This window comes from Streptomyces otsuchiensis (assembly GCF_004305975.1).
Taxonomy (GTDB): Bacteria; Actinomycetota; Actinomycetes; order Streptomycetales; family Streptomycetaceae; genus Streptomyces; species Streptomyces otsuchiensis.
Window position 1 is genome coordinate 1 of record NZ_BHZI01000069.1, and the last position, 22,324, is coordinate 22,324.

The 22,324-nt window shown below is 73.0% G+C and carries 16 protein-coding genes and 1 pseudogene; 8 read left to right on the top strand and 9 right to left on the bottom strand.

Features of this window, described 5'->3' with window-relative positions; genetic code table 11:
• Together E0D90_RS09020 and miaB are read right to left on the bottom strand one after the other, a co-directional pair.
• Window positions 1-345, bottom strand: a pseudogene (locus E0D90_RS09020) (hypothetical protein); the annotation flags it as partial.
• 127 nt (window positions 346-472) lie between these two features.
• Window positions 473-1,969: a tRNA (N6-isopentenyl adenosine(37)-C2)-methylthiotransferase MiaB gene (gene miaB, locus E0D90_RS09025; RefSeq protein ID WP_130797283.1), complete on the bottom strand. Its 1,497-nt coding sequence runs from the start codon at window positions 1,967-1,969 to the stop codon at window positions 473-475.
• 222 nt (window positions 1,970-2,191) lie between these two features.
• Here miaB and E0D90_RS09030 point away from each other — a divergent pair, with 222 nt between their 5' ends.
• Together E0D90_RS09030 and E0D90_RS09035 are read left to right on the top strand one after the other, a co-directional pair.
• Window positions 2,192-3,187 carry a TAXI family TRAP transporter solute-binding subunit gene (locus tag E0D90_RS09030; protein ID WP_130797284.1) on the top strand — a complete coding sequence of 332 codons (996 nt, stop codon included), beginning with the start codon at window positions 2,192-2,194 and terminating at the stop codon, window positions 3,185-3,187.
• Window positions 3,188-3,415: 228 nt separating this feature from the next.
• A complete protein-coding gene (locus E0D90_RS09035) occupies window positions 3,416-6,469 on the top strand; it encodes an alpha-mannosidase (protein WP_130797290.1) in 3,054 nt (1,017 codons plus the stop codon).
• A 117-nt stretch (window positions 6,470-6,586) separates the two neighbouring features.
• Here the strand turns inward: E0D90_RS09035 and E0D90_RS09040 are convergent, their stop codons facing one another.
• Together E0D90_RS09040 and E0D90_RS09045 are read right to left on the bottom strand one after the other, a co-directional pair.
• Window positions 6,587-7,993, bottom strand: a complete 1,407-nt coding sequence (locus E0D90_RS09040; protein WP_103503516.1) for a sensor histidine kinase — start codon at window positions 7,991-7,993, stop codon at window positions 6,587-6,589.
• Window positions 7,994-8,008: 15 nt separating this feature from the next.
• Window positions 8,009-8,731, bottom strand: a complete 723-nt coding sequence (locus tag E0D90_RS09045) for a response regulator transcription factor (RefSeq protein WP_103528829.1) — start codon at window positions 8,729-8,731, stop codon at window positions 8,009-8,011.
• Window positions 8,732-9,230: 499 nt separating this feature from the next.
• Between E0D90_RS09045 and E0D90_RS09050 the strand changes: the two genes are divergently transcribed.
• The 5 genes from E0D90_RS09050 (at window position 9,231) to E0D90_RS09070 (ending at window position 14,237) form a co-directional block, all read left to right on the top strand.
• Window positions 9,231-10,016: an amino acid ABC transporter ATP-binding protein gene (locus E0D90_RS09050; RefSeq protein ID WP_103503514.1), complete on the top strand. Its 786-nt coding sequence runs from the start codon at window positions 9,231-9,233 to the stop codon at window positions 10,014-10,016.
• 82 nt (window positions 10,017-10,098) lie between these two features.
• Entirely contained in the window at window positions 10,099-10,935 is an 837-nt protein-coding gene (locus E0D90_RS09055) for a glutamate ABC transporter substrate-binding protein (RefSeq protein WP_130797285.1), read from the top strand.
• Window positions 10,936-11,010: 75 nt separating this feature from the next.
• Complete coding sequence (locus E0D90_RS09060) at window positions 11,011-11,682, top strand: amino acid ABC transporter permease (RefSeq protein ID WP_103503512.1); 672 nt, start codon at window positions 11,011-11,013, stop codon at window positions 11,680-11,682.
• Entirely contained in the window at window positions 11,679-12,626 is a 948-nt protein-coding gene (locus E0D90_RS09065; protein WP_103503511.1) for an amino acid ABC transporter permease, read from the top strand. The genes E0D90_RS09060 and E0D90_RS09065 overlap by 4 nt, the downstream gene beginning before the upstream one ends.
• Before the next feature lie 24 nt (window positions 12,627-12,650).
• Window positions 12,651-14,237: an FAD-dependent monooxygenase gene (locus E0D90_RS09070; RefSeq protein WP_130797286.1), complete on the top strand. Its 1,587-nt coding sequence runs from the start codon at window positions 12,651-12,653 to the stop codon at window positions 14,235-14,237.
• A 134-nt stretch (window positions 14,238-14,371) separates the two neighbouring features.
• On the opposite strand, the gene recX is transcribed toward E0D90_RS09070, so the two are convergent.
• From recX to E0D90_RS09095, 5 genes are all read right to left on the bottom strand, one after another.
• Entirely contained in the window at window positions 14,372-14,962 is a 591-nt protein-coding gene (gene recX / locus E0D90_RS09075; RefSeq protein WP_130797287.1) for a recombination regulator RecX, read from the bottom strand.
• Between the two features lie 4 nt (window positions 14,963-14,966).
• On the bottom strand, window positions 14,967-16,085 hold the full coding sequence (gene recA, locus E0D90_RS09080; RefSeq protein WP_130797288.1) for a recombinase RecA: 1,119 nt from the start codon (window positions 16,083-16,085) through the stop codon (window positions 14,967-14,969).
• Between the two features lie 236 nt (window positions 16,086-16,321).
• Window positions 16,322-16,516, bottom strand: a complete 195-nt coding sequence (locus E0D90_RS09085; protein WP_103503518.1) for a DUF3046 domain-containing protein — start codon at window positions 16,514-16,516, stop codon at window positions 16,322-16,324.
• Between the two features lie 125 nt (window positions 16,517-16,641).
• The gene (locus E0D90_RS09090; RefSeq protein ID WP_103503507.1) at window positions 16,642-16,953 is read right to left on the bottom strand and encodes an AzlD domain-containing protein; all 312 of its coding nucleotides are present in this window, start codon (window positions 16,951-16,953) and stop codon (window positions 16,642-16,644) included.
• Complete coding sequence (locus E0D90_RS09095; protein ID WP_130797291.1) at window positions 16,950-17,723, bottom strand: AzlC family ABC transporter permease; 774 nt, start codon at window positions 17,721-17,723, stop codon at window positions 16,950-16,952. The genes E0D90_RS09090 and E0D90_RS09095 overlap by 4 nt, the downstream gene beginning before the upstream one ends.
• Before the next feature lie 388 nt (window positions 17,724-18,111).
• Between E0D90_RS09095 and E0D90_RS09100 the strand changes: the two genes are divergently transcribed.
• The coding region (locus E0D90_RS09100; protein WP_130797289.1) for an ATP-dependent helicase at window positions 18,112-22,324 on the top strand (4,213 nt) is incomplete at its 3' end.

The following is a 22,324-nucleotide window of genomic DNA, read 5'->3' on the forward strand; positions in this document are numbered from 1 at the left end:
GCAGGGAGGTCGGGGCGTCGGCGAGGGCGGGGGCGGCAGATCGGACGGTGCGGCCGTCGCGCCCCGGGCCTCACCGGTGACGGCCGCCTCGCCCCCGCGCGTCCCCAGGTGGACGGTGAGCGGCACGCCGAAGCCCTCGAACGAGCCCCGGCTGCCGGACGGGTACGCGGCGCCGGGACCGGGACCGGTCCCGACGACGATCAGCCGGTCCGGCCGCGCCGCCGCCAGTGCCTCCACAGCCGCGCGGCAGGAGGCACGCAGCGTGTCCAGCTCGGGTGCGGCGCCGGAGGCGACGGCGGGCACCAGCAGCGGCGGGCAGGGGCAGACGGCGGCGGCTACGAGCATGAGCGGCACCCTACCCGCGCGTGGCGGACGTTCCGGCAGGTGGCACCGGTCGGCGGTGTGCGCAGTGCGCGCCTGGTGGGCCGCTGTCGCGGCGGACTGGGCCGGGCGACGGCCGGCCCCTCCCCCGCTAGTTGACGGCGCAGCCGCCGGAGACCTCGGGAAGCGGCGGCGGGACGCCGACTCCGGGCAGACCGAGCGAGACCGTCGGCCCTCCGGAGGCGCCGGCGGGTGCCGCCTGGCGGCGCTCCCAGGCGTCGCCGGACCGGGTGCGGCGGACCGCCGTCACGGTGTCCTCGGCGAGGAGGTGGTGGGGTGCGGCGTAGGTGACGGTGGCGGTGACCACGTCACCGGGACGGACCGGCTCGTCGGGGCGGGTGAAGTGGACCAGCCGGTTGTCGGGGGCCCGGCCGGACAGCCGCCGCGTCGCGTCGTCCTTGCGGCCCTCGCCCTCGGCGACCATGACGTCGAGGGTCCGCCCGACCTGCCGGCGGTTCTCGGCCCAGGAGATCTCCTCCTGGAGTGCGACCAGCCGCTCGTAGCGCTCCTGGACGACCTCCTTCGGGATCTGGCCGTCCATGGTCGCGGCGGGCGTCCCGGGCCGCTTGGAGTACTGGAAGGTGAAGGCCTGGGCGAACCGCGCCTCGCGGACGACGTGCAGCGTCTGCTGGAAGTCCTCCTCGGTCTCGCCCGGGAAGCCGACGATGATGTCGGTGGAGATCGCGGCGTCGGGCATCGCGGCGCGGACCTGCTCGATGATGCCGAGAAAGCGCTCCTGCCGGTAGGAACGACGCATCGCCTTCAGCACGGCGGAGGAGCCGGACTGCAGTGGCATGTGCAGCTGCGGCATGACGTTGGGGGTCTCCGCCATCGCCTCGATGACGTCGCCGGTGAAGTCACGCGGGTGCGGGGAGGTGAACCGGACGCGCTCCAGCCCCTCGATGCGCCCGCAGGCGCGCAGCAGCTTGGAGAACGCCTGACGGTCGCCGATGTCGGAGCCGTAGGCGTTGACGTTCTGGCCGAGCAGCGTGATCTCGCTGACCCCGTCGGCGACCAGGGCCTCCACCTCGGCCAGGATGTCGCCGGGGCGGCGGTCCTTCTCCTTGCCGCGCAGCGCGGGCACGATGCAGAAGGTGCAGGTGTTGTTGCAGCCGACGGAGACCGACACCCACGCGGCGTAGGCGCTCTCCCGCCGGGTCGGCAGGGTGGACGGGAACGCCTCCAGCGACTCCGCGATCTCGACCTGCGCCTCCTGCTCCACGCGGGCGCGCTCCAGCAGGACGGGGAGCTTGCCGACGTTGTGCGTGCCGAAGACGACGTCGACCCAGGGCGCCCTGCGGACGATGGTGTCGCGGTCCTTCTGGGCCAGGCAGCCGCCGACCGCGATCTGCATGCCCGGGCGGGCGGCCTTCTTGGGCGCGAGCTGCCCGAGGTTGCCGTAGAGGCGGTTGTCGGCGTTCTCCCGGACGGCGCAGGTGTTGAAGACGACGACGTCGGCGCTCTCGGCGTCCTTGGGCGCCCGGGTGTAACCGGCCGACTCCAGCAGGCCGGACATCCGCTCGCTGTCGTGGACGTTCATCTGGCAGCCGAAGGTCTTCACCTGGTAGGTACGCGCGCCGTCCGACATGTGACTGAACTCTTTCCAACCGGTCCGGGGAACGGCCACCGGCCCTATCCGTGCGGCCCCGCGGACCAGTCTAAGGGCCCGGCCGCGCGCTCCCCGCCGCCCGGCTGGCACCGCTCCCTCCGGGCGGCGGCAGCGGCGGCCGGCTGGGCGTGGGGCGGCCGCCGCGGCACGGAGCGGCCACCGGCGGGGGCCCGGGGCACCCCCGCGGGGCACACTGTTCCCATGGTCTCCCGCAGCCTGCCGCCGATCCCGCGCCGCCGGATGCTCGGCATGGGCGCGGCCGCCGCACTGGCCGGCGGCGGCCTGTGGTGGCGCGCCTCCGCCGAGGGCGACCCCCCGCCCAGTGGCGAGGTGGTGCTGAGCACCGGGGTTCCCAGCGGGGTGTACGCGCAGTACGGGCAGCTGCTCCGGGCCCAGTTGGCCCGCGACCTGCCGCAGGTGCGGGTGACGCTCCTGCCCAGCGCTGGTTCGGTCGAGAACATCGAGCGGCTGCTCGCCGGTGAGGCCGACTTCGCCATCGCGACGGCCGACTCGCTGGCGGCGCACCGTTCCCACGGCCCCGCGGGGCCGAAGCTGCTGGCGTGCGCGCGGATCTACGACGACTACATGCAGCTGGTCGTACCGGCCCGTTCGCCGGTGCGCTCGGCCGCGGACCTGGCAGGACTGCGGGTCGGTGTGGGCCAGGACCAGTCGGGGGTGCAGCTGGTGACGCGGGAGCTGCTGGCCGCCGCCGGCCTGGACTTCGAGCGCGACCTCACCGCCGTCCCGGAGGGCATTCACACCATGCCCCGGATGCTGGAGCAGGGCCGGCTGGACGCCTTCTTCTGGTCCGGCGGGCTCCCCACCCGGGCGCTGGAACAGCTCTCCCAGCGGGTAGCGATCCGGCTGGTTCCGCTGGGCGACCTCATGCCCGGGCTGCGGGACCACGGATCGCAGGCCGCCTACTACCGGGCGGCCGTGGTGCCGCCGGACGCCTACCCCGACTTCTCCGGGAGCAAGGCCACCGACACCGTGGCGGTCGCCAACCTGGTGGTGACCACCGAGCGCGCGGACATCCCGCTGACCGAGCGGTTCACGGCGTCGGTGATCCGGGGCCGGGACCGGATCGCGACGGTGGTCCACGCCGCGCAGCGGGTCGACCTGCGCACCGCCATCTACACGCAGCCGCTGCCGCTGCATCCGGGCGCCGAGCGGTACTACCGCTCCGTCAAGTCCTGACCCCGGGGCGGGGTTCACCGACCCGGCTCCCACGTGCGCCGCCGCCGGCACCAGGCGGGGCCCATGGGGCGGGCGTGACCGGTGTGACCTCGCTCGCTCCCCCTGCCGTTCCGCGCGCCCAGCGGGCACCCTGGTGGGTGGCCCCGACGACCGCACGCCGCGACCGTGACACGCGACCGGTGCGCGGGGCTGCGCGACCGCACCGTGAACAAGAACATCGGAGTCCAGATGCATGACGACCGCAGCATCGTCGAACACCGCCTGCGCCGCGTTCTGAACGAACGTGTCCGACCCGCCGTGTACGGCGACGCGGTCCCGCTCACCGTGGAACGGTGGGAGGCGCCCGGTGAACCGGTGCCGGTCGCCGAGGGGCTCGCCGCCCCGTACGGCCCGGCCGCCGTCGGTGAGTCCTGGGGTCCGGCCTGGGGCACCACCTGGTTCCGTGTCAGCGGCATGGTGCCGTCGGCGTGGGCGGGGCGGACCGTCGAGGCCGTGCTGGACCTGGGATTCGAGAAGCAGATGCCCGGCTTCCAGTGCGAGGGGCTCGTCTACCGGGCGAACGGCGAGGCGGTCAAGGGTCTCAATCCGCGCAACGACTGGGTGCGGATCGCCGACACCGCCGCCGGCGGCGAGGAGGTGGAGCTGTACGTCGAGGCGGCCTCCAACCCGATCCTCATCGACCAGACGCCGACCCCCCAGGGTGACCGGCTCACCTCGGCGGACGAGCCGCTGTACCGGCTGAACCGGATGGAACTGGCGCTCTTCCACGCCGAGGTGTGGGAGCTGGTCCAGGACCTGGAGGTGCTGGGCGGCCTGATGGCGGAGCTGCCGCTGGAGGACGCCCGCCGCTGGGAGGTGCTGCGCGCGGTCGAGGACGCGCTGGACGCGCTGGACCTCGCCGACGTGCCCGGCACCGCGGCCGCCGCCCGGGTGCCGCTCGCCGCCGCGCTCGCCGCGCCGGCACGCGCGTCGGCGCACCGGGTCAGCGCGATCGGCCACGCGCACATCGACTCCGCGTGGCTGTGGCCGCTGCGGGAGACGGTGCGCAAGGTCGCCCGGACCTCCGCCAACATGGTGGCGCTGATGGACGACCACCCCGACTTCCGGTTCGCGATGTCCCAGGCGCAGCAGCTGGTCTGGATCAAGGAGCACCGGCCGGAGGTGTACGCCCGGGTCAGGGAGAAGATCGCCTCCGGGGAGTTCGTGCCGGTCGGCGGGATGTGGGTGGAGTCGGACACCAACATGGTCGGCGGCGAGGCGATGGCCCGCCAGTTCCTCTACGGCAAGAAGTTCTTCCTCGACGAGTTCGGCATCGAGACCAACGAGATCTGGCTGCCGGACACCTTCGGGTACACGGCGGCGCTGCCGCAGCTGGTGAAGCTGTCGGGCACGGAGTTCTTCCTGACCCAGAAGATCTCCTGGAGCCAGACCAACCCGTTCCCCCACCACACGTTCTGGTGGGAGGGCATCGACGGCACCCGGGTCTTCACCCACTTCCCGCCGGTCGACACCTACACCGCCGAGATGACCGGCAAGGAGCTGGCGCACGCGGCACGCACCTACCGGGAGAAGGGCCGGGCCAGCCGGTCGCTGGTGCCGTTCGGCCACGGCGACGGGGGTGGCGGCGCCACCCGCGAGATGCTCGCCCGCGCCCGCCGGCTGCGCGACCTCGACGGGTCGCCGCGCGTGGAGATCGAGGAGCCGCAGGCGTTCTTCCGCAAGGCGCTGGAGGAGTACCCCGACGCCCCGGTCTGGGCCGGCGAACTGTATCTGGAGCTGCACCGCGGCACCTACACCTCGCAGGCGAAGACCAAGCAGGGCAACCGGCACAGCGAGTCGCTGCTGCGGGAGGCCGAGCTGTGGGCCGCGACGGCGGCGGTCCGCTGCCCGGACTACGTCTACCCCTACGAGGAGCTGGAGCGCGTCTGGAAGGTCGTGCTGCTCCACCAGTTCCACGACATCCTGCCCGGCTCCTCCATCGCGTGGGTGCACCGCGAGGCGCGCGAGACCTACGCGCGGCTGCGCGAGGAGCTGCTGGAGATCGTCGGCGGCGCGCAGCGGGCGCTGGCGGGCGCGCCGGGGGATGAGGGAGTCGTGGTGTTCAACGCCGCCCCGCACACCCGCGGCGGTGTCCCGGGCGGTGGCGCCGCGCCCCGCGCGCAGGCGGGCGGGGCGGGCGCGCCCGTGACGGTGACGGCGCGCGCCGGGGACGCGGCCGGTCCGGACGGCGGCTGGGAGCTGGACAACGGCGAGCTGCGGATCGCGGTGGACGGGCGCGGCCTGGTCGTCTCCGCGTACGACCTGCGCGCCCGGCGGGAGGCCCTCGCCCCGGGCTCGGCGGCGAACCTGCTGCAGATCCACCCGGACTTCCCGAACATGTGGGACGCCTGGGACATCGACGAGTTCTACCGGCACAACGTCACCGACCTCACCGACGCCGACGAGGTGACCCTCACCGCGGACGACGGCGCCGCCGCGACGGTGCGGGTGAAGCGGTCCTTCGGTGACTCCAGCGTGGTCCAGCACCTGACGCTGCGCGCGGGCTCCCGGGTCCTGGACATCGACACCGAGGTCGACTGGTACGAGACGGAGAAGCTGCTGAAGGCGGCGTTCCCGATCGACGTCAAAGCCGACCGCTCGGCCGCCGAGACCCAGTTCGGTCACGTCCACCGCGACACGCACACCAACACCTCCTGGGAGGCGGCGAAGTTCGAGATCTGCGCCCACCGCTGGATCCACGTCCAGGAGCCCGGCTGGGGCGCGGCCGTCGTCAACGACTCCACCTACGGCCACGACGTGACCCGCGACATCCGCGACGACGGCGGGCAGACCACCACCGTGCGGCTGTCGCTGCTGCGCGCCCCGCGCTACCCGGACCCGCAGACGGACCAGGGCGGTCACCGGCTGCGCTACGCGCTGGCGCCCGGGGCGACCGTGAACGACGCGGTGCGTGAGGGCCACTTCATCAACCTGCCGGAGCGGAGCGTGGCGGGCTCCGCGACGGTCGAGCCGCTGGTGACGGTGGACACCGACACCATCGTGGTGGAGACGGTGAAGCTGGCGGAGGACCGCGGCGGTGACGTGGTGGTCCGGTTGTACGAGTCCTCCGGCGGCCGGTCGGCGGGCACCCTGACGGCCGGGTTCCCGGTCGGCGCGGTGACGGCGACAGATCTGCTGGAGCGGCCGCTGGACGACGGGGACGGCCTCGCCGTCGCCGACGGTGCCGTGGAACTGGCGCTGCGGCCGTTCGAGATCCTGACCCTGCGCCTGGCGCGGGACTGAACGGCCCACACCACGGCCCCCGGCTCTGAACCCCGCGCTGTCCGGCGGGGCGGGCCGGGGGCCATGTCGTGATGGGAACGGCCCCACCGCTCCCGGCGGCTCGCCGCGCTGCGCTCCTCAGTGGTCGTCGTGGGGCCGTTCACGGGGCAGGGCGAGGGTGGCGAGCAGTCCGGTAGGGCTGTTCCGGGCATAGCCGATGTCGGCACCGCCGGAGGTCAGCAGCGCCTTGACGATGGAGAGCCCGAGGCCGGAACCGGAGACGTTCTGGTGCCGGCCGCTGCGCCAGAAGCGGTCCCCGATCCGGCCCAGCTCCTCGTCGGTGAGGCCACCGCCGGTGTCGGCGACCTCGATCCGGACGGTGTCCCCGTCTGGCCGCGTCGAGAGGGTGACGGCCCCGTCGGCGGGGGTGAACTTGAGCGCGTTGTCGATCAGCGCGTCCAGCGCGCTGGAGAGGGCGACCGGGTCGGCCCAGGCGGTCAGGGCAGGGGGGCCCGTCACCTCCAGGGCGACGCCCTCCCGGTCGGCGACCGGGCGCCAGGACGCGGCCCGCTCGGCGACCAGCTCGGCCACGTCGGTGGTCCGCAGATGCGCGGTGGAGTGCTCCGCGACGGCGAGGTCCAGCAGATCGTCGAGGACCCTGGCCAGCCGTCGGCCCTCGGCCCGTACGGATGCGAACTCCTCACTGCCCGGGGGAAGTTCGAGGCCCAGAAGGTCGATGCGCAGCAGCAGCGCCGACAGCGGGTTGCGCAGCTGGTGGGAGGCGTCCGCGACGAAGGCCCGCTGCTGTTCCAGGACCTCCTCGACATGGTCGGCCATCTCGTTGAACGAGGCGGCCAGGCGGCGAAGCTCCGGCGGGCCGCCGGCCGCGGCGACCCGGGAGTACATCCGGCCGGTGGCGATACCGTGCGCCGCCCGGTCCAGGTCACGCACCGGCCGCAGGACCCACCCCGTCAGCAGGAACGCCGCGCCGACCGCGAGGGCCATCGCCGCACCCTCCCCCACGGCGATCGGCACCCAGCCGCGCAGGATCCGCGAGCGCAGCGGCCCGGTGGGCGAGTCGGTGAGCACGACGGCGACGACATCGCCGTCACGGATCACCGGCGAGGCGACCACCAGCCGGCGGCTCGTCTCCCAGGGCCAGATCTGGGCGGGCCCGTGGCTGCGACGCCCGGCCAGCGCCTCGTCGAAGGCGGCGCGTCCCGACTCGGTCTCGGCACCCGGCCACTGGCCGGGGGCGACCGCGAGGGGGCGACCGTCGCGCCGGAAGACCCCGGCCCGGATGCCGTAGAGATCGTGGTACCGGCTGAGCTCCTCCTCCAGCTGGTCCAGGGCGCCGGCCGGGGCGTCGCCCGACCCGATGGTGGCGAACTGCGCCAGCGAGGCGAAACGGGTGGTGTCGTCGATCCGGTCGACCACGAGCCGCTGCTGTTCGGTGGCGGCCTGGCTGGCGGCCAGCGGCACGCCGAGGGCGAGCAGAACCCCGGCCTGGAGCAGGATCAGCAGCAGGAGCAGCCTGGTGCGCACGGTGGCGGTTCCCGCTCAGAGCGCGGGCGGGACGGCGAGCCGGTAGCCCACCCCCCGCACCGTCTCGACCAGCTCGGGGCGGCGCAGCTTGGAGCGCAGCGAGGCGACGTGGACCTCCAGGGTGCGCCCGGTCCCCTCCCAGCTGGTGCGCCAGACGTCGCTGATGATCTGCTCCCGGCGGAAGACGACACCGGGGCGCTGCGCCAGCAGGGCGAGCAGGTCGAACTCCTTGCGGGTCAGTTCCACCCGCGCGCCGTCGACCAGCACCCGGCGCGTCGACAGCTCCACGGTCACCGGCCCGGCGGTGAGGACCTGGCCGCCGGGTGCCGGGGCGCCGCCGGTCCCGCCGGAGGCCGGTCCGTCGGAGGAGGCCGGGTCGAGGGCGGCGCGGCGGCTGACCGCGTGGATGCGGGCGAGGAGCTCACCGGTGTCGTAGGGCTTGACCACGTAGTCGTCGGCGCCGAGGTTGAGGCCGTGGATCCTGGACCGGACGTCGGCACGGGCGGTGACCATGATCACGGGGATGCGGGAGAGGCGACGGATCTGCCCGTACACCTCGAAGCCGTCGGCGTCGGGCAGGCCGAGGTCGAGCAGCACCACGTCGAAACCGCCGGCCTGGGTCTTCTCGATCGCCTCGGCGCCGTTGCGCGCGAGTCCGGCGGTGAAGCCGTGCCGCTTGAGGACGGCCAGCAGCGCCGCGGCCACATGTTCGTCGTCCTCCACGAGCAGCAGTCTCATCCGGCCTCCTTACCGTCGCGTCGGGTGTTCTCGTCGTGTCCGGGTCGCGTCGCGGGTGCCCGCGCGGCGGCTGCCGGGAGCGGGATGGTGCGACCGGGCACGGTACGCCCGGGTGCGGATGGGGTGGCGCCGCGGGTGGCGCGCGTGGTCCGGCCTGGGGTGGGCCCCCGCGGGAGGGCTCCGGTGGCCGGGGGTGGTGACCGCGACGGGCGGCCCGGAGAGCCGCGTCGGCGTCGGCCCTGCCGAAAGTGAACTCCGGACACGCCCGGAAGTCCACTCCTCTCGTCACGGCGCGCCCGCGAAATCGTGCGCCCCCCATCCGGTCCCGCACGCTCTGCCCCACCTGTCCGTTGCCCCCGCGACACTGCGTTGACCACCGGCGACGTGCGGTCATACAGAGACATCAGATCGTTATCCTCAATTTCAGCTCAGATCGGCTGACGTCCATTCGGCCGCTGGCTAGGGTCCCTGCAACCGACGAGGACGGAGCAAGACCACGATGAGCGATGTGCCGCTGACCAAGGCTGCCGAGGACGCCGCGCCGCTGGCGGAGGACCTGGTCGTCCTGGACAGCGTGAACAAGCACTTCGGTGCGCTCCATGTGCTCCAGGACATCAACCTCACGATCAAACGCGGCGAGGTCGTCGTGGTGATCGGACCCTCCGGCTCCGGCAAGTCCACGCTGTGCCGGGCCATCAACCGCCTGGAGACCATCGACGACGGCACCATCACCATCGACGGTGAGGCGCTGCCCGAGGAAGGCCGTCAGCTGGCGCGGCTCCGGGCGGACGTCGGGATGGTCTTCCAGTCCTTCAACCTGTTCGCGCACAAGACCGTGCTGCAGAACGTCATGCTCGGCCCCATGAAGGTGCGGCGCCGCGGCAAGGAGGAGGCGGAGGAGCGGGCACGCAAGCTGCTGGACCGCGTGGGCGTCGCCAACCAGGCCGACAAGTACCCCGCGCAGCTCTCCGGTGGTCAGCAGCAGCGCGTCGCGATCGCCCGCGCACTGGCCATGGAGCCGAAGGTGATGCTCTTCGACGAGCCCACCTCCGCACTGGACCCCGAGATGATCAACGAGGTCCTGGAGGTCATGAAGCAGCTGGCCCGCGAGGGCATGACGATGGTCGTCGTGACCCACGAGATGGGCTTCGCCCGCTCCGCGGCAAACCGCGTGGTGTTCATGGCCGACGGGCGCGTCGTCGAGGAGGCCGAGCCCCACCAGTTCTTCGACAACCCCAAGAGCGACCGTGCCAAGGACTTCCTGTCGAAGATCCTGCACCACTGACCGGGCGCACCCCGCCTGACCCGCCCGCACACCGAACTCCGCAGCACCCTTCTCTCACGACTACCGACGCAAGGACATGATCATGAGACTCCGCAAGTCGACCGCCGCTGTCGCCTCCGTCTTCGCCCTCGCCCTGACCGCCACCGCCTGTGGTTCCGACGACGGCGGCAGCGACGGCGGTGACGGCGGCAGCGAGGGTCTGACCATCGGCATCAAGTACGACCAGCCGGGTCTGGGCCTCCAGAACGCCGACAACGAGTTCACCGGCTTCGATGTGGACATCGCCACCTACGTCGCGGGCGAGCTCGGCGTGGAGCCGGAGGACATCACCTGGAAGCAGGCTCAGTCCCCCGAGCGCGAGAACATGCTCAAGAACGGTGACGTCGACTTCATCGTCGCCACCTACTCGATCACGGACGAGCGCAAGCAGGAGGTCAGCTTCGCCGGTCCGTACTTCGTCGCGCAGCAGGACCTGCTGATCCGTGCCGGTGAGAGCGTCGAGAACACCGACGCCATCAACGACCTGAACCTCTGCTCGGTCGCCGGCTCGACCTCGGCCCAGAAGATCCAGGACAACTTCGCCGAGGACGTCAACCTCCAGGAGTTCGGCGGCTACTCCGAGTGCCTCACCGGCCTGGAGAACGGCGCCGTGGACGCTCTGACCACCGACAACACCATCCTCGCCGGCTACGCCGCGCAGGCGGAGCACCAGGGCAAGTTCGAGCTCGCCGGTCTGGACCTCGGCCTGGAGAACTACGGCATCGGCCTGCCGAAGGACGACACCGAGCTGCAGGAGAAGATCAACGCCGCTCTGGAGAAGATGTTCGAGGACGGCGCCTGGGCCGAGGCCGTCGAGAAGAACCTGGGCCCGGCCGGCTTCGAGACCCCGGACGCCCCGGAGATCACCGAGGGCAGCTGATCAACTGCTGGCGCGCGGCCCTGACGGGCCGCGCGCCTCACTCTTTGTCCGCCACGGCGAGAATTCGAGACCTAAGTGTTCGACTTCCTTGATCTCCAGCGGTATGACCTGTTCGGGGCCTTCTGGGTCACGGCACAGCTCGCGGTCTTCTCCGCCATCGGTTCCCTCGTCTGGGGAACCATCCTGGCGGGGATGCGGGTCAGCCCTGTGCCGCTGATGCGTGTCTTCGGCACCGCCTACGTCAACATCGTCCGGAACACCCCCCTGACCGTCATCATCCTCTTCACCTCCCTGGGTCTCTTCCAGACGCTCGGCATCGCCATGGGCGGCGAGAGCTTCAAGGAGACGAACTTCCGGCTGGCGGTGCTGGGACTGACCGCCTACACCGCGGCGTTCGTCTGCGAGGCGCTGCGCTCCGGCATCAACACCGTCCCGGTCGGCCAGGCCGAGGCGGCACGCGCCCTGGGACTGAGCTTCACCCAGGTGCTGCGCCTGGTGGTACTGCCCCAGGCGTTCCGGTCCGTGATCGCGCCACTGGCCAACGTGCTGATCGCACTCACCAAGAACACCACCGTGGCAGCGGCGATCGGCGTGGCCGAAGCGGCCCTGCTGATGAAGAGAATGATCGAGAACGAGGCGCAAGTGTTCCTGATCGGCGGCATCTTCGCCCTGGGATTCATCCTCCTCACACTGCCGACCGGGCTGCTGCTCGGCTGGGTGAGCAAGCGCGTGGCGGTGAAGCGATGAGCAACCTGTCCGTTCTGTACGACGCGCCCGGCCCCAAGGCCAAGGCACGCAACATCCTCTACACCGTCCTCTTCCTCGTCGTCTTCGTGGCGGTCCTGTGGTGGGCGCTCGCGGCGATGGCGGACAAGGGCCAGCTCGACGCGAACAAGTGGAGCCCCTTCGTCACCGACTCCCGGGTGTGGACGACGTTCCTGCTGCCCGCCCTGGGCAACACCCTCAAGGCGGCGGCGCTCTCCATCGTCATCGCGCTGCCGCTGGGCGCGATCCTGGGCATCGGACGGCTCTCCGACCACCGCTGGGTGCGGATTCCGTGCGGTGCGGTCGTGGAGTTCTTCCGCGCCATCCCGGTGCTGCTGCTCATGCTGTTCGCCAGTGCTCTCTACGTGCAGTTCACCGACATCAGCTCCGAGCTGCGGCCGCTGTACGCCGTGGTGACCGGTCTGGTGCTGTACAACGCGTCGGTCATCGCCGAGGTGGTCCGCTCCGGCATCCTGTCGCTGCCGCGCGGCCAGACGGACGCCGCTCAGGCGATCGGCATGCGCAAGGGCCAGGCCATGACCCACGTGCTGCTGCCGCAGTCGGTGACGGCCATGCTGCCGGCGCTGGTCAGCCAGCTCGTCGTGGTGGTCAAGGACACCGCGCTCGGTGGCGTCATGCTCAACTTCGAGGAACTGCTGCGGTCGGTGCGGACCATCAGCGCCAACTACGGTGCCAACACGATCGCCGCGTTCACCGTGGTCGCGCTGATCTTCATCGTGCTGAACTTCCTGCTCACCTCCGCCGCCACCTGGCTGGAGCGCCGGATCCGGCGCGGCAAGCGCACGACCGGCGCGGTCGTCACCATCGACCCGACCGACGCGATGGAGGCCGACCAGCTCGGCCGGCCCGCCATCAAGACCAAGCAGCCCTCAACGCCGGATGAGCAGGGCCGACTTGACGGGTGATCACCCGATGGGTTGCATGTTCCTGTGCAGCCCGTGATCATCGTCGGCGCGGGCCCGACCGGGCTCGCGCTGGCGCTTGCCCTGGCCCGCCAGGGGGTCCCCTCCCAGGTACTCGACTCCGGTGACGGCAGCGTCGAACGACGCCCCGCCCGCAGCTGTGTGCTGCCCCCGGACATCGCTCACTGGGGCGAACTGCCGGGCGCCCTCGCGCAGGGCGCCCGGTGGGCCGGGTGGCGCACCACGCTCCGTGGGCGGGTGCGCGAGCACGTCCCCTTCACCTCGCGAAACGCACCACTGCAACTGCCGTTGCACGCGCTGGAGCGGGCGCTGCGCGAGGAGACCGCCGGGCAGCGGCTGATCCGGATCACCCCGCACAGTCGGCTCAGCGGCGTCGAGCAGACGGAGCGGGGGGTGACGGCCTATGTCTGCAGCACACGCGACGGGGCCGATCCCACCCGCGAGGAACCGAAGCCGGGCAGCCACCTGGTGGGGTGCGACGGCGCCCGCTCCACGGTCCGCAAGCTGATGCGCATTCCCTTCACGGGCCGCACCTCGGTGGAACGGCACGCGGTGGCCGCGCTACGGGTGGATCTCCCGCACCGTGGCGAAGCCGCGCTGCACCGCGCCCTCCCGGGCGTGGGCTCGCCCGCGATCGACGAGGTCACGGTCCGGCCGCTGGCGGACGGCCGCTGGCGTCTGGACTGGCCGCTCCTCGCCGGGGAGGAACTGGTCACCCCCGACGCCCTGCTGGATCTCATCCACCAGACGCTCGCCGCATGGCACGAGGGCACCGTCCCGCCCTACGAACTGCTGGACACCGGCGTCTACCTGTGTCACCAGCGGCTCGCCCGCCACTGGCGGGCCGGGCGCGTCTTCCTCGCCGGCGACGCCGCGCACCTGCTCGGCGCGCTCGGGACCCAGCAGACGGCCGAGGGCCTGCGGGACGTGGACAACCTCTCCTGGAAACTCGCTCTGGACTGGCACCACGGCGACGCGGGCGCACTGCTGGACAGCTACGAGGACGAGCGCCGCACCGCCGTAGGAGCCCGACTGCGCGCCGTCGACCAGGCACTCCCTCTGGTGCGAGGGCGCGGCGGCATCGGCGCGCTGTTGACGGGACGGGAGCAGAACCGCCTGACCCTGCTCACCGACGCACCGCTGAACCGGGGCGCACTCGGCGGCGACACACCCTATCCACAGCCGCGGCCCGTCCGTTCACTCACGGTCTCGACGCCCCCGGGCGCGGTGGCCGAGGATGTCGCCGTCACGGCGCTCGACGGTACCCGCGGCCGACTGCACCAGCGTTTCGGCGGACCGCAGTTGCTGGTCCTGACCGCTCCGGGGGCCGGGGTGTGGGACTCCCGGCACTGGCTCTCCGCCGGCCTCATGCCGGACCTCGCCGCGACGGCCCGGACGCTGCCGGTGGAGGCCGAACTCCTCGTCACGGACGAGTACCCGGGCGCCCCCGCCCACACCCTGCTGGTGATCCGTCCGGACGGACGGCTGGCGGCGGCTCTGCCCGGCTCAGCCACCGACGAACTGGTGCGCTACGCCGGGAGCCTGCGCGGACCGGCCACCGACGAGACCGCCACGCCGGCCGGCCGGCACTGACGCCCCGCACCGACGCCCGGCGCTGACATCCGGGGCTGACGTCCGGGGCTGACGTCCGGCGCGCGAGGCGACCCGACCGCCGGGCGACCGCCACCGCGCGGCGACAGCGAACAGCACACGGCGACCACGGCCGCTCAACCGCCCGGCAGATGCCGGTCCAGCATTTCCTGGTCCTCGCCCTCGGCCTCCAGCGCCTCCCGGACGACCCGCACCGCGAGCCCTTCCGAGTACCCACGGCGCGCCAGCATGCCGGCGAGCCGCCGGATCCGACGCTGGCGGTCCAGCCCTCTGGTGGCGTGGAGCTTGCGCGCCACCAGACTCCTGGCGGTCTCCTCCTCCTGCTCGGGATCGAGACGGGAGACCGCCTCCTCGATCACCGCCGACTCCACTCCCTTCGTCCGCAACTCACGTGCCAGTGCCCGGCGGGCCAGCCCCCGCCCGTGATGGCGGGAGTCCACCCAGGCGTCCGCGAAAGCGGCGTCGTCGATGAGGCCGACCTCCTCGAAACGGGCCAGCACCGTCTCGATCGCCTCCTCGGGAATCTCGCGACGCTGGAGGGCGTCCGCGAGCTGGCTGCGCGTCCGCGGAGTGCCGGTGAGCAGGCGCAGGCAGATACCGCGCGCCCGCTCCACCGGGTCTCTCGTGGTGTCCTCGGGCGGCGGCCCGTCGGGCCGCTCCGGGCCGCCGCGCCTTCTGCCACGCCCGGGCCCGGCTCCGACCGGCACCGGGTCAGCTCTTGGCCGCTGCGGACTTGGCCGTCTTGGCGGCCTTCACCGGTGCGGCGGCGGGGGCGGGAACGGATGCGGCGGTGGCCTCCGTGTCGGGCTCGGCCTCGGCCGGGGGTGCGTCGGTCTTCGGACCGATGCCGAGCTTGTCCTTGATCTTCTTCTCGATCTCGTTGGCGAGGTCAGGGTTGTCCCGCAGGAAGTTCCGGGAGTTCTCCTTGCCCTGACCGAGCTGGTCCCCCTCGTAGGTGTACCAGGCGCCCGACTTGCGGATGAAGCCGTGCTCGACGCCCATGTCGATCAGGCCGCCCTCGCGGCTGATGCCCACGCCGTAGAGGATGTCGAACTCCGCCTGCTTGAAGGGCGGGGCCACCTTGTTCTTGACGACCTTGACCCGGGTGCGGTTGCCGACCGCGTCGGTGCCGTCCTTGAGGGTCTCGATGCGGCGGATGTCCAGCCGCACCGAGGCGTAGAACTTCAGCGCCCGCCCACCGGTGGTGGTCTCCGGGGAGCCGAACATCACGCCGACCTTCTCGCGGAGCTGGTTGATGAAGATGGCCGTCGTCTTGGAATGGTGCAGAGCACCGGTGATCTTGCGCAGCGCCTGGCTCATCAGCCGGGCCTGCAGACCGACGTGGGAGTCGCCCATCTCGCCCTCGATCTCCGCGCGCGGCACCAGCGCGGCGACGGAGTCGATCACGATGAGATCCAGAGCGCCGGAGCGGATCAGCATGTCCACGATCTCCAGCGCCTGCTCGCCGTTGTCCGGCTGGGAGAGGATCAGCTGGTCGATGTCCACGCCGAGGTTGCGGGCGTACTCGGGGTCGAGCGCGTGCTCGGCGTCGACGAAGGCCACGGTGCCGCCGGCACGCTGGGCGTTGGCCACCGCGTGCAGGGTGAGGGTGGTCTTGCCGGAGGACTCGGGGCCGTAGACCTCCACCACACGGCCGCGCGGCAGTCCGCCCACACCCAGCGCCACGTCCAGGGCTGTGGAGCCGGTGGGAATGACCTCGATCGGCTCGTTGCTGCGGTCCCCCATCCGCATCACCGCGCCCTTGCCGAACTGTCGTTCAATCTGAGCGAGGGCGGTGTCCAGCGCCTTCTCGCGGTCCGTACCTGCCATGGGTGCCACCGGTTTCTGATTCGATCGCTTCACGTTCACCGACGCTAGCTGCTGCCACTGACAATCGACGCCGGCCACCACCCGCGCGGTGACCGCCTTCTTCATGAGAATGGGTGTTCGAATTGCGTGTCAAGTGTCCACCCTGGCTGTGGAAAACCACGTCACCGCAGGTCAGAAAGCGTGTCACGGCCCCTGTGGAGAACTTCGTCACCCGAAGGGATGTCGCCCGGTCCGGGTCAGCGGCGCTCCGGCGGCACATCCATCGCGACACACACCGCGCGCCACACCTCCTTGGCGCCCCAGCCGGCCTCCAGGGCCTCGTACACCGTGCGTCCCCCCAGCTCCGACATCACGTGGTCCCGGGCGAACGAGTCCGCGTACCCGCTCCCGAAGTGCTCCGCCATCCGCCGCCAGAAGTCCGTCAACCGCATGCCCCCAGTATCCCGCGCCTCCCGCCACCGCAGCGCCACCTCCACGCGGACCGCCCGTGCGCCACCGGCGCCCCGGCCGTCCTGTCCGCCCTGTCCGCCCCAGACCGCCCGTCCCACCCGCGCCGTCAGCCGCCCAGCCAGCGAACGCCCGCCGTCACGAGCACCGCGACCGCGATCACCAGCAGGAACGGGGCGCGCAGCAGCAGTGCGACCGCCGCCGCCCCCAGGCCGACGGCCCGCGCGTCCAGGGTGAGTTCGCCCGGCCCCGCGCCGAAGGTCTGCAGGGCCGTGAGCGCCGCCAGCAGCGCGACCGGGAGCAGCACCGCGAGCCGGCGCACCAGCGGGCGCTCCAGTACCGCCGCCGGGATCGACAGGCCCGTGAGCTTGACCAGGTAGCAGCCCAGGGCGGTGAGCGCGATGGCGATCCAGACCGTCATCGGTCCCCCTCCGCCGCCCGGTGGCGGGCTCCGTCCACGCCACGGCGGTCCGCGCCGTCCCCGCCCGCCTCGGCATCGGACCCGCGGCGGCCCGCGACGGCGAGTACGACCGGTGCGGCGAGAGCGGCCACCAGTACCGGCACCCCGGCGGGCAGCAGCGGTACACAGACCAGGGCGAGCAGCACCGCGAGGGCGGCGGTCGCGCGCTCCCGGGTCCCCTTGAGCATGGGAGCCAGCAGGGCGAGGAAGACGGCCGGGCCGGCGGCGTCCAGACCCCAGTCGGCGGGGTCGCCGAGCGCGGCGGCGCCCAGCACACCGAGCAGGGTGGTCACGTTCCACAGCACGTACAGCGTCGCGCCGGTGACCGTGAACCCCACCCGGGCGGAGCGGCGGTCGGGCTGTGCCAGGGCGACGGCGGAGGTCTCGTCGATCACCCAGTGCGCGGCGAACGGGCGACGCCAGCCCGAGATCCGCAGCAGCCCCGCCAGCCGCAGGCCGTAGAAGGCGTTGCGGACCCCGAGGAAGAAGGCCCCCGCGGCCGCGGTGTACGGGTTACCACCCGCGGCCAGGGCGCCGACCAGCGCGAACTGGGAGGCGCCGGTGAAGACCAGCAGGCTGAGCGCGCACGCCTGGAGTGCCGTCAGGCCGGCCCCGGCGGCGGTCACCCCGAAGGCGAAGCCGGAGAGCCCCACCGCCACTCCCACGCCGAGCCCGTCACGGACGGCGGCCCGGGTCGCCGACGGCGCGCCGGTCTCCGGAGAGAGATGCACCGCCGGGCGGGGCCCGGCCGTCGCCTCCGGAACGTCCGGTACGACGGGAACGACGGGAACGACGGGCGCCGCGGCCACGGCGGGCACCTCCGGAACATCGGGCACGCCGGGTGCGGTCGGCACTCCGGGCGGGGCCGGGTCTCCGGTCGCGGCCGGGTCTCCGGGCGCGCCGGTGCGGCTGGTCGGTGGTCGCTGCGAGGTCACGGGGCTCACGCTAGACCGGACGGTGCCCACGGCGCCCCGGGGTTTCCGCCCCGCGGACATCCTGACCACCCGGTGCGACCGTCCCGCACGGTTCGGCGAGTCCCGGCGGCCGCGCCCGCGCGGTGGGACCGGCACCGGCGCCGGTCGGGGGGCCGCTGTCGGTGGCAGGGTGCACGATGGTCGCATGACGGACAGTCCGGGCGCGGTGCTCGACCTCTTCTCCCCCGCCGTGCGGGCCTGGTTCTCCGGCGCGTTCCACGAGCCGACCGCCGCCCAGGCCGGTGCCTGGCGCGCGATCGCGGAGGACGCGGACGCGCTCGTCGTCGCGCCGACCGGGTCGGGCAAGACGCTCGCGGCGTTCCTGGCAGCGCTCGACCGGCTGGCGTCCGTCCCGCCCTCCGCGGATCCCGAACGGCGCTGCCGTGTGCTGTATGTCTCCCCGCTGAAGGCGCTGGCGGTCGATGTGGAGCGCAACCTCCGCTCGCCGCTGGCCGGCATCCGCCAGGAGTCGGTCCGGCTCGGGCTGCCCGAGCCGGACATCCGGGTGGCGATCCGCTCCGGGGACACCCCGGCCGCGGACCGCCGCGCGATGACGCGCCGTCCCCCGGACATCCTGATCACCACACCGGAGTCCCTGTTCCTGATGCTGACGTCCGCCGCCCGGTCGGTGCTCGCCGGGGTGGAGACTGTGATCCTGGACGAGGTGCACGCGGTCGCCGGCACCAAGCGGGGTGCGCACCTCGCGCTGACGCTGGAGCGGCTGGACGAACTGCTGGAGCGGCCAGCCCGCCGGATCGGGCTCTCCGCCACCGTGCGCCCGGTCGAGGAGGTGGCGCGCTTCCTCTCGCCGCGCCGCAGCGCACGGGTGGTGCAGCCGCCCTCGGGGAAGGAGTTCCGGCTGTCCGTGGTGGTGCCGGTCCCGGACATGAGCGAGCTTGGCGGCGCCCGGCTGCCGGAGGCCGCGGACGATCCGGCGGACCCCAGCGCGGCCGACCGCCCCTCCATCTGGCCGTCGGTCGAGGAGCGGATCGTCGACCTGGTGCAGGCGCACCGCTCGACGATCGTGTTCGTCAACTCCCGCCGTCTCGCGGAACGGCTGTGCAACCGGCTCAACGAGATCGCGCACGAGCGCGAGACCGGCGAGCCGCTGCCGGAGGAGCACGGGCCGGCTGAGCTGATGGGTGGTTCGGGCGCGGGGAGTGGCGCCCCCGCGGTGCTGGCCCGGGCGCACCACGGTTCGGTCTCCAAGGAACAGCGGGCGCGCGTCGAGGAGGAGCTGAAGGCGGGCCGGCTGCCGGCGGTGGTGGCGACCTCGAGCCTGGAGCTGGGCATCGACATGGGCGCGGTCGACCTGGTGATCCAGGTCGAGTCGCCGCCGTCGGTCGCCTCCGGCCTGCAGCGGGTGGGGCGTGCGGGCCACCAGGTCGGCGCGGTCTCCTCGGGGGTGGTCTTCCCCAAGTACCGAGGTGACCTGGTGCAGTCGGCCGTGGTGACCGAGCGGATGCGGCAGGGCGCCATCGAGTCGCTGCGGGTGCCGTCCAACCCGCTGGACGTGCTGGCGCAGCAGGTGGTGGCGATGACGGCGATGGACAGCTGGGACGTGGAGGAGCTGCTGTCGCTGGTGCGGCGGGCGGCCCCGTTCTCCTCCCTGCCGGAGTCCGCCTACCACGGGGTGCTGGACATGCTGGCGGGCCGGTATCCGTCGGACGCGTTCGCGGAGCTTCGGCCGCGCCTGGTGTGGGACCGGGTGGCGCACACGGTCACAGGCCGGCCCGGGGCGCAGCGGCTGGCGGTGACCTCGGGCGGCACCATTCCCGACCGCGGCCTGTTCGGTGTCTTCCTCGCGGGTGAGGCGGGGCCGCGCGGCGGGGGCCGCCGGGTCGGGGAGCTGGACGAGGAGATGGTCTACGAGTCCCGGGTGGGGGACGTCTTCACTCTGGGCACGACGTCCTGGCGGATCGAGGACATCACCCGGGACCAGGTCCTGGTCTCGCCCGCGCCGGGCGTCCCGGGGAGGCTCCCGTTCTGGAAGGGGGACCAGCTGGGGCGCCCGCTGGAGCTGGGGCGGGCCCTGGGTGCGTTCCTGCGGGAGGTGGGGGCGCTGTCGGAGGCGGCCGCGCGGGAGCGGCTGGGAGCCGCCGGGCTGGACGACTGGGCGGCCGACAACGTCCTGGCCTATCTCAGGGAGCAGCGGGAGGCGTGCGGTCACGTCCCGGACGACCGCACCATCGTGGTCGAACGGTTCCGGGACGAGCTGGGCGACTGGCGGGTGGTGGTGCACTCCCCCTTCGGGGCGCAGGTGCACGCGCCGTGGGCGGTGGCCCTGGGTGCCCGGCTCAGCGAGCGGTACGGGCTGGACGCCCAGGTGCTGCACGCGGACGACGGGCTGGTGCTGCGGCTTCCGGACGCCGATCTCCTGGGCATCGACGCCGAGGGGGACGCGACCGGAGTAGCGGACGCTGTCAGCGACGACGCGGCGGCGCCGCTCGGGGCGGACGACGTGCTGTTCGGGAAGGCTGAGGTCGAGCAGATCGTCACCGACCAGGTCGGCGGGTCCGCGCTGTTCGCCTCGCGTTTCCGGGAGTGCGCGGCGCGTGCCTTGCTGCTGCCGCGCCGTAATCCCGGCCGCCGGACGCCATTGTGGCAGCAGCGGCAGCGGGCGCACCAGTTGCTGTCGGTGGCGAGCGAGTTCGGGTCGTTCCCGATCGTGCTGGAGGCGGTCCGGGAGTGCCTGCAGGACGTCTTCGACGTGCCCGGGCTGGTCGAGCTGATGGGGGACGTGGAGTCGCGGCGGGTGCGGATGGTCGAGGTGACGACCCGCGAGCCGTCGCCGTTCGCCCGGTCACTGCTGTTCGGCTACGTCGCCCAGTACCTGTACGAGGGGGACTCGCCGCTCGCGGAGCGCCGTGCCGCGGCACTGTCGCTGGACTCCCGGCTGCTGTCCGAGCTGCTGGGCCAGGCCGAACTGCGGGAGCTGCTGGACGCCGATGTCCTGCACGAGCTGGAACGGGAGCTGCAGTGGCTCGCCGAGGACCGGCGGGTCAAGGATGTCGAGGGGGTGGCCGACGCGCTGCGGGTGCTGGGGCCGCTGAGCGAGGAGGAGCTGACGGAGCGGGGCGCGGACCGGGAGTGGCCCGGCGAGCTGGCGGCGGCACGGCGGGCGATCCGGGTGCGGATCGCCGGCCGGGAACACTGGGCGGCGATCGAGGACGCCGGCCGGCTGCGCGACGCGCTGGGGGCGGCGTTGCCGGTCGGGGTTCCGGAGGCGTTCACCGAGCCGGTGCCCGATCCGCTGGGCGACCTCCTGGCCAGGTTCGCCCGCACCCACGGTCCGTTCACGACGGCCGAGGCGGCCGGGCGGTTCGGCCTGGGCGCGGCGGTCGCGGAGGGGACCCTGAGCCGTATGACCTCGGCGGGCCGCCTGGTGCGCGGCGCCTTCCACCCGGCCCGGCCGGCGGGAGACGCGGGCCACGAATGGTGCGACCCGGCGGTGCTGAGACGGTTGCGCCGCCGTTCGCTGGCGGTGCTCCGGGAGGAGCTGGAGCCGGTGCCGCCCGCGGCGCTGGCGGAGTTCCTGCCGCAGTGGCAGCACGTGGCGTCGGTGTCCGGGGACGGCGGGCTGCGCGGTGTCGACGGGCTGGTGCGGGTGGTCGAGCAGTTGCAGGGTGCCCCGGTGCCCGCCTCCGCCCTGGAGAAACTGGTGCTGCCCGCCCGGGTGCGCGGGTACGCGCCCGCGATGCTGGACGAGCTCATGGTCTCGGGCGAGGTCGTGTGGGCGGGCGCGGGAGCACTGGCCGGCAAGGACGGCTGGGTCTCGCTGCTGCTCACGGACACCGCGCCTCGGCTGCTGCACCCACCGCACCCGCTGGAGCTCACGGAGACGCACCGGTCGGTGCTGTCGGCGCTGGAGGGTGGCTACGGCCTGTTCTTCCGGAACATCGCCGAGCGGGTGCGCGAGACCGGTCAGGAGGTCCCGGAGCCCGCGCTGGCGGAAGCGGTCTGGGAGCTGGCGTGGTCGGGCCGGCTGACCAATGACACGTTGGGCCCGTTGCGCGCGCTGCTGGGTTCGGGCCGGACCGCGGGGGCGACCGCCCACCGGGCGCGGCGGTCGACACCCCGCGGGCGGTACGGCGTCCGTTCCGGAGGGGTGGGCGGCGGCCGGCGGCCGGCGTCCCGGACGGGTCCTCCGACCGTGGCCGGTCGCTGGTCGCTGCTCCCCCCGCTCGAGGACGACGCCACCCGGCGTGCGCACGCGCTGGCCCACACCCTGCTGGACCGGCACGGGGTGGTCACGCGGGGCGCGGTGGCCGCCGAGGGTGTGGAGGGTGGGTTCTCGGCCGCGTACCGGGTGCTCTCGGTGTTCGAGGACAGCGGGCAGGCCCGGCGGGGCTACGTGG

Coding starts and splice junctions, on each gene's coding strand:
- miaB (WP_130797283.1), bottom strand. CDS start 1,969: ATGTCGGACGGCGCGCGTACCTACCAGGTGAAGACCTTCGGCTGCCAG.
- E0D90_RS09030 (WP_130797284.1), top strand. CDS start 2,192: ATGGTCTCCCGCAGCCTGCCGCCGATCCCGCGCCGCCGGATGCTCGGC.
- E0D90_RS09035 (WP_130797290.1), top strand. CDS start 3,416: ATGCATGACGACCGCAGCATCGTCGAACACCGCCTGCGCCGCGTTCTG.
- E0D90_RS09045 (WP_103528829.1), bottom strand. CDS start 8,731: ATGAGACTGCTGCTCGTGGAGGACGACGAACATGTGGCCGCGGCGCTG.
- E0D90_RS09050 (WP_103503514.1), top strand. CDS start 9,231: ATGAGCGATGTGCCGCTGACCAAGGCTGCCGAGGACGCCGCGCCGCTG.
- E0D90_RS09055 (WP_130797285.1), top strand. CDS start 10,099: ATGAGACTCCGCAAGTCGACCGCCGCTGTCGCCTCCGTCTTCGCCCTC.
- E0D90_RS09065 (WP_103503511.1), top strand. CDS start 11,679: ATGAGCAACCTGTCCGTTCTGTACGACGCGCCCGGCCCCAAGGCCAAG.
- recA (WP_130797288.1), bottom strand. CDS start 16,085: ATGGCAGGTACGGACCGCGAGAAGGCGCTGGACACCGCCCTCGCTCAG.
- E0D90_RS09085 (WP_103503518.1), bottom strand. CDS start 16,516: ATGCGGTTGACGGACTTCTGGCGGCGGATGGCGGAGCACTTCGGGAGC.
- E0D90_RS09090 (WP_103503507.1), bottom strand. CDS start 16,953: ATGACGGTCTGGATCGCCATCGCGCTCACCGCCCTGGGCTGCTACCTG.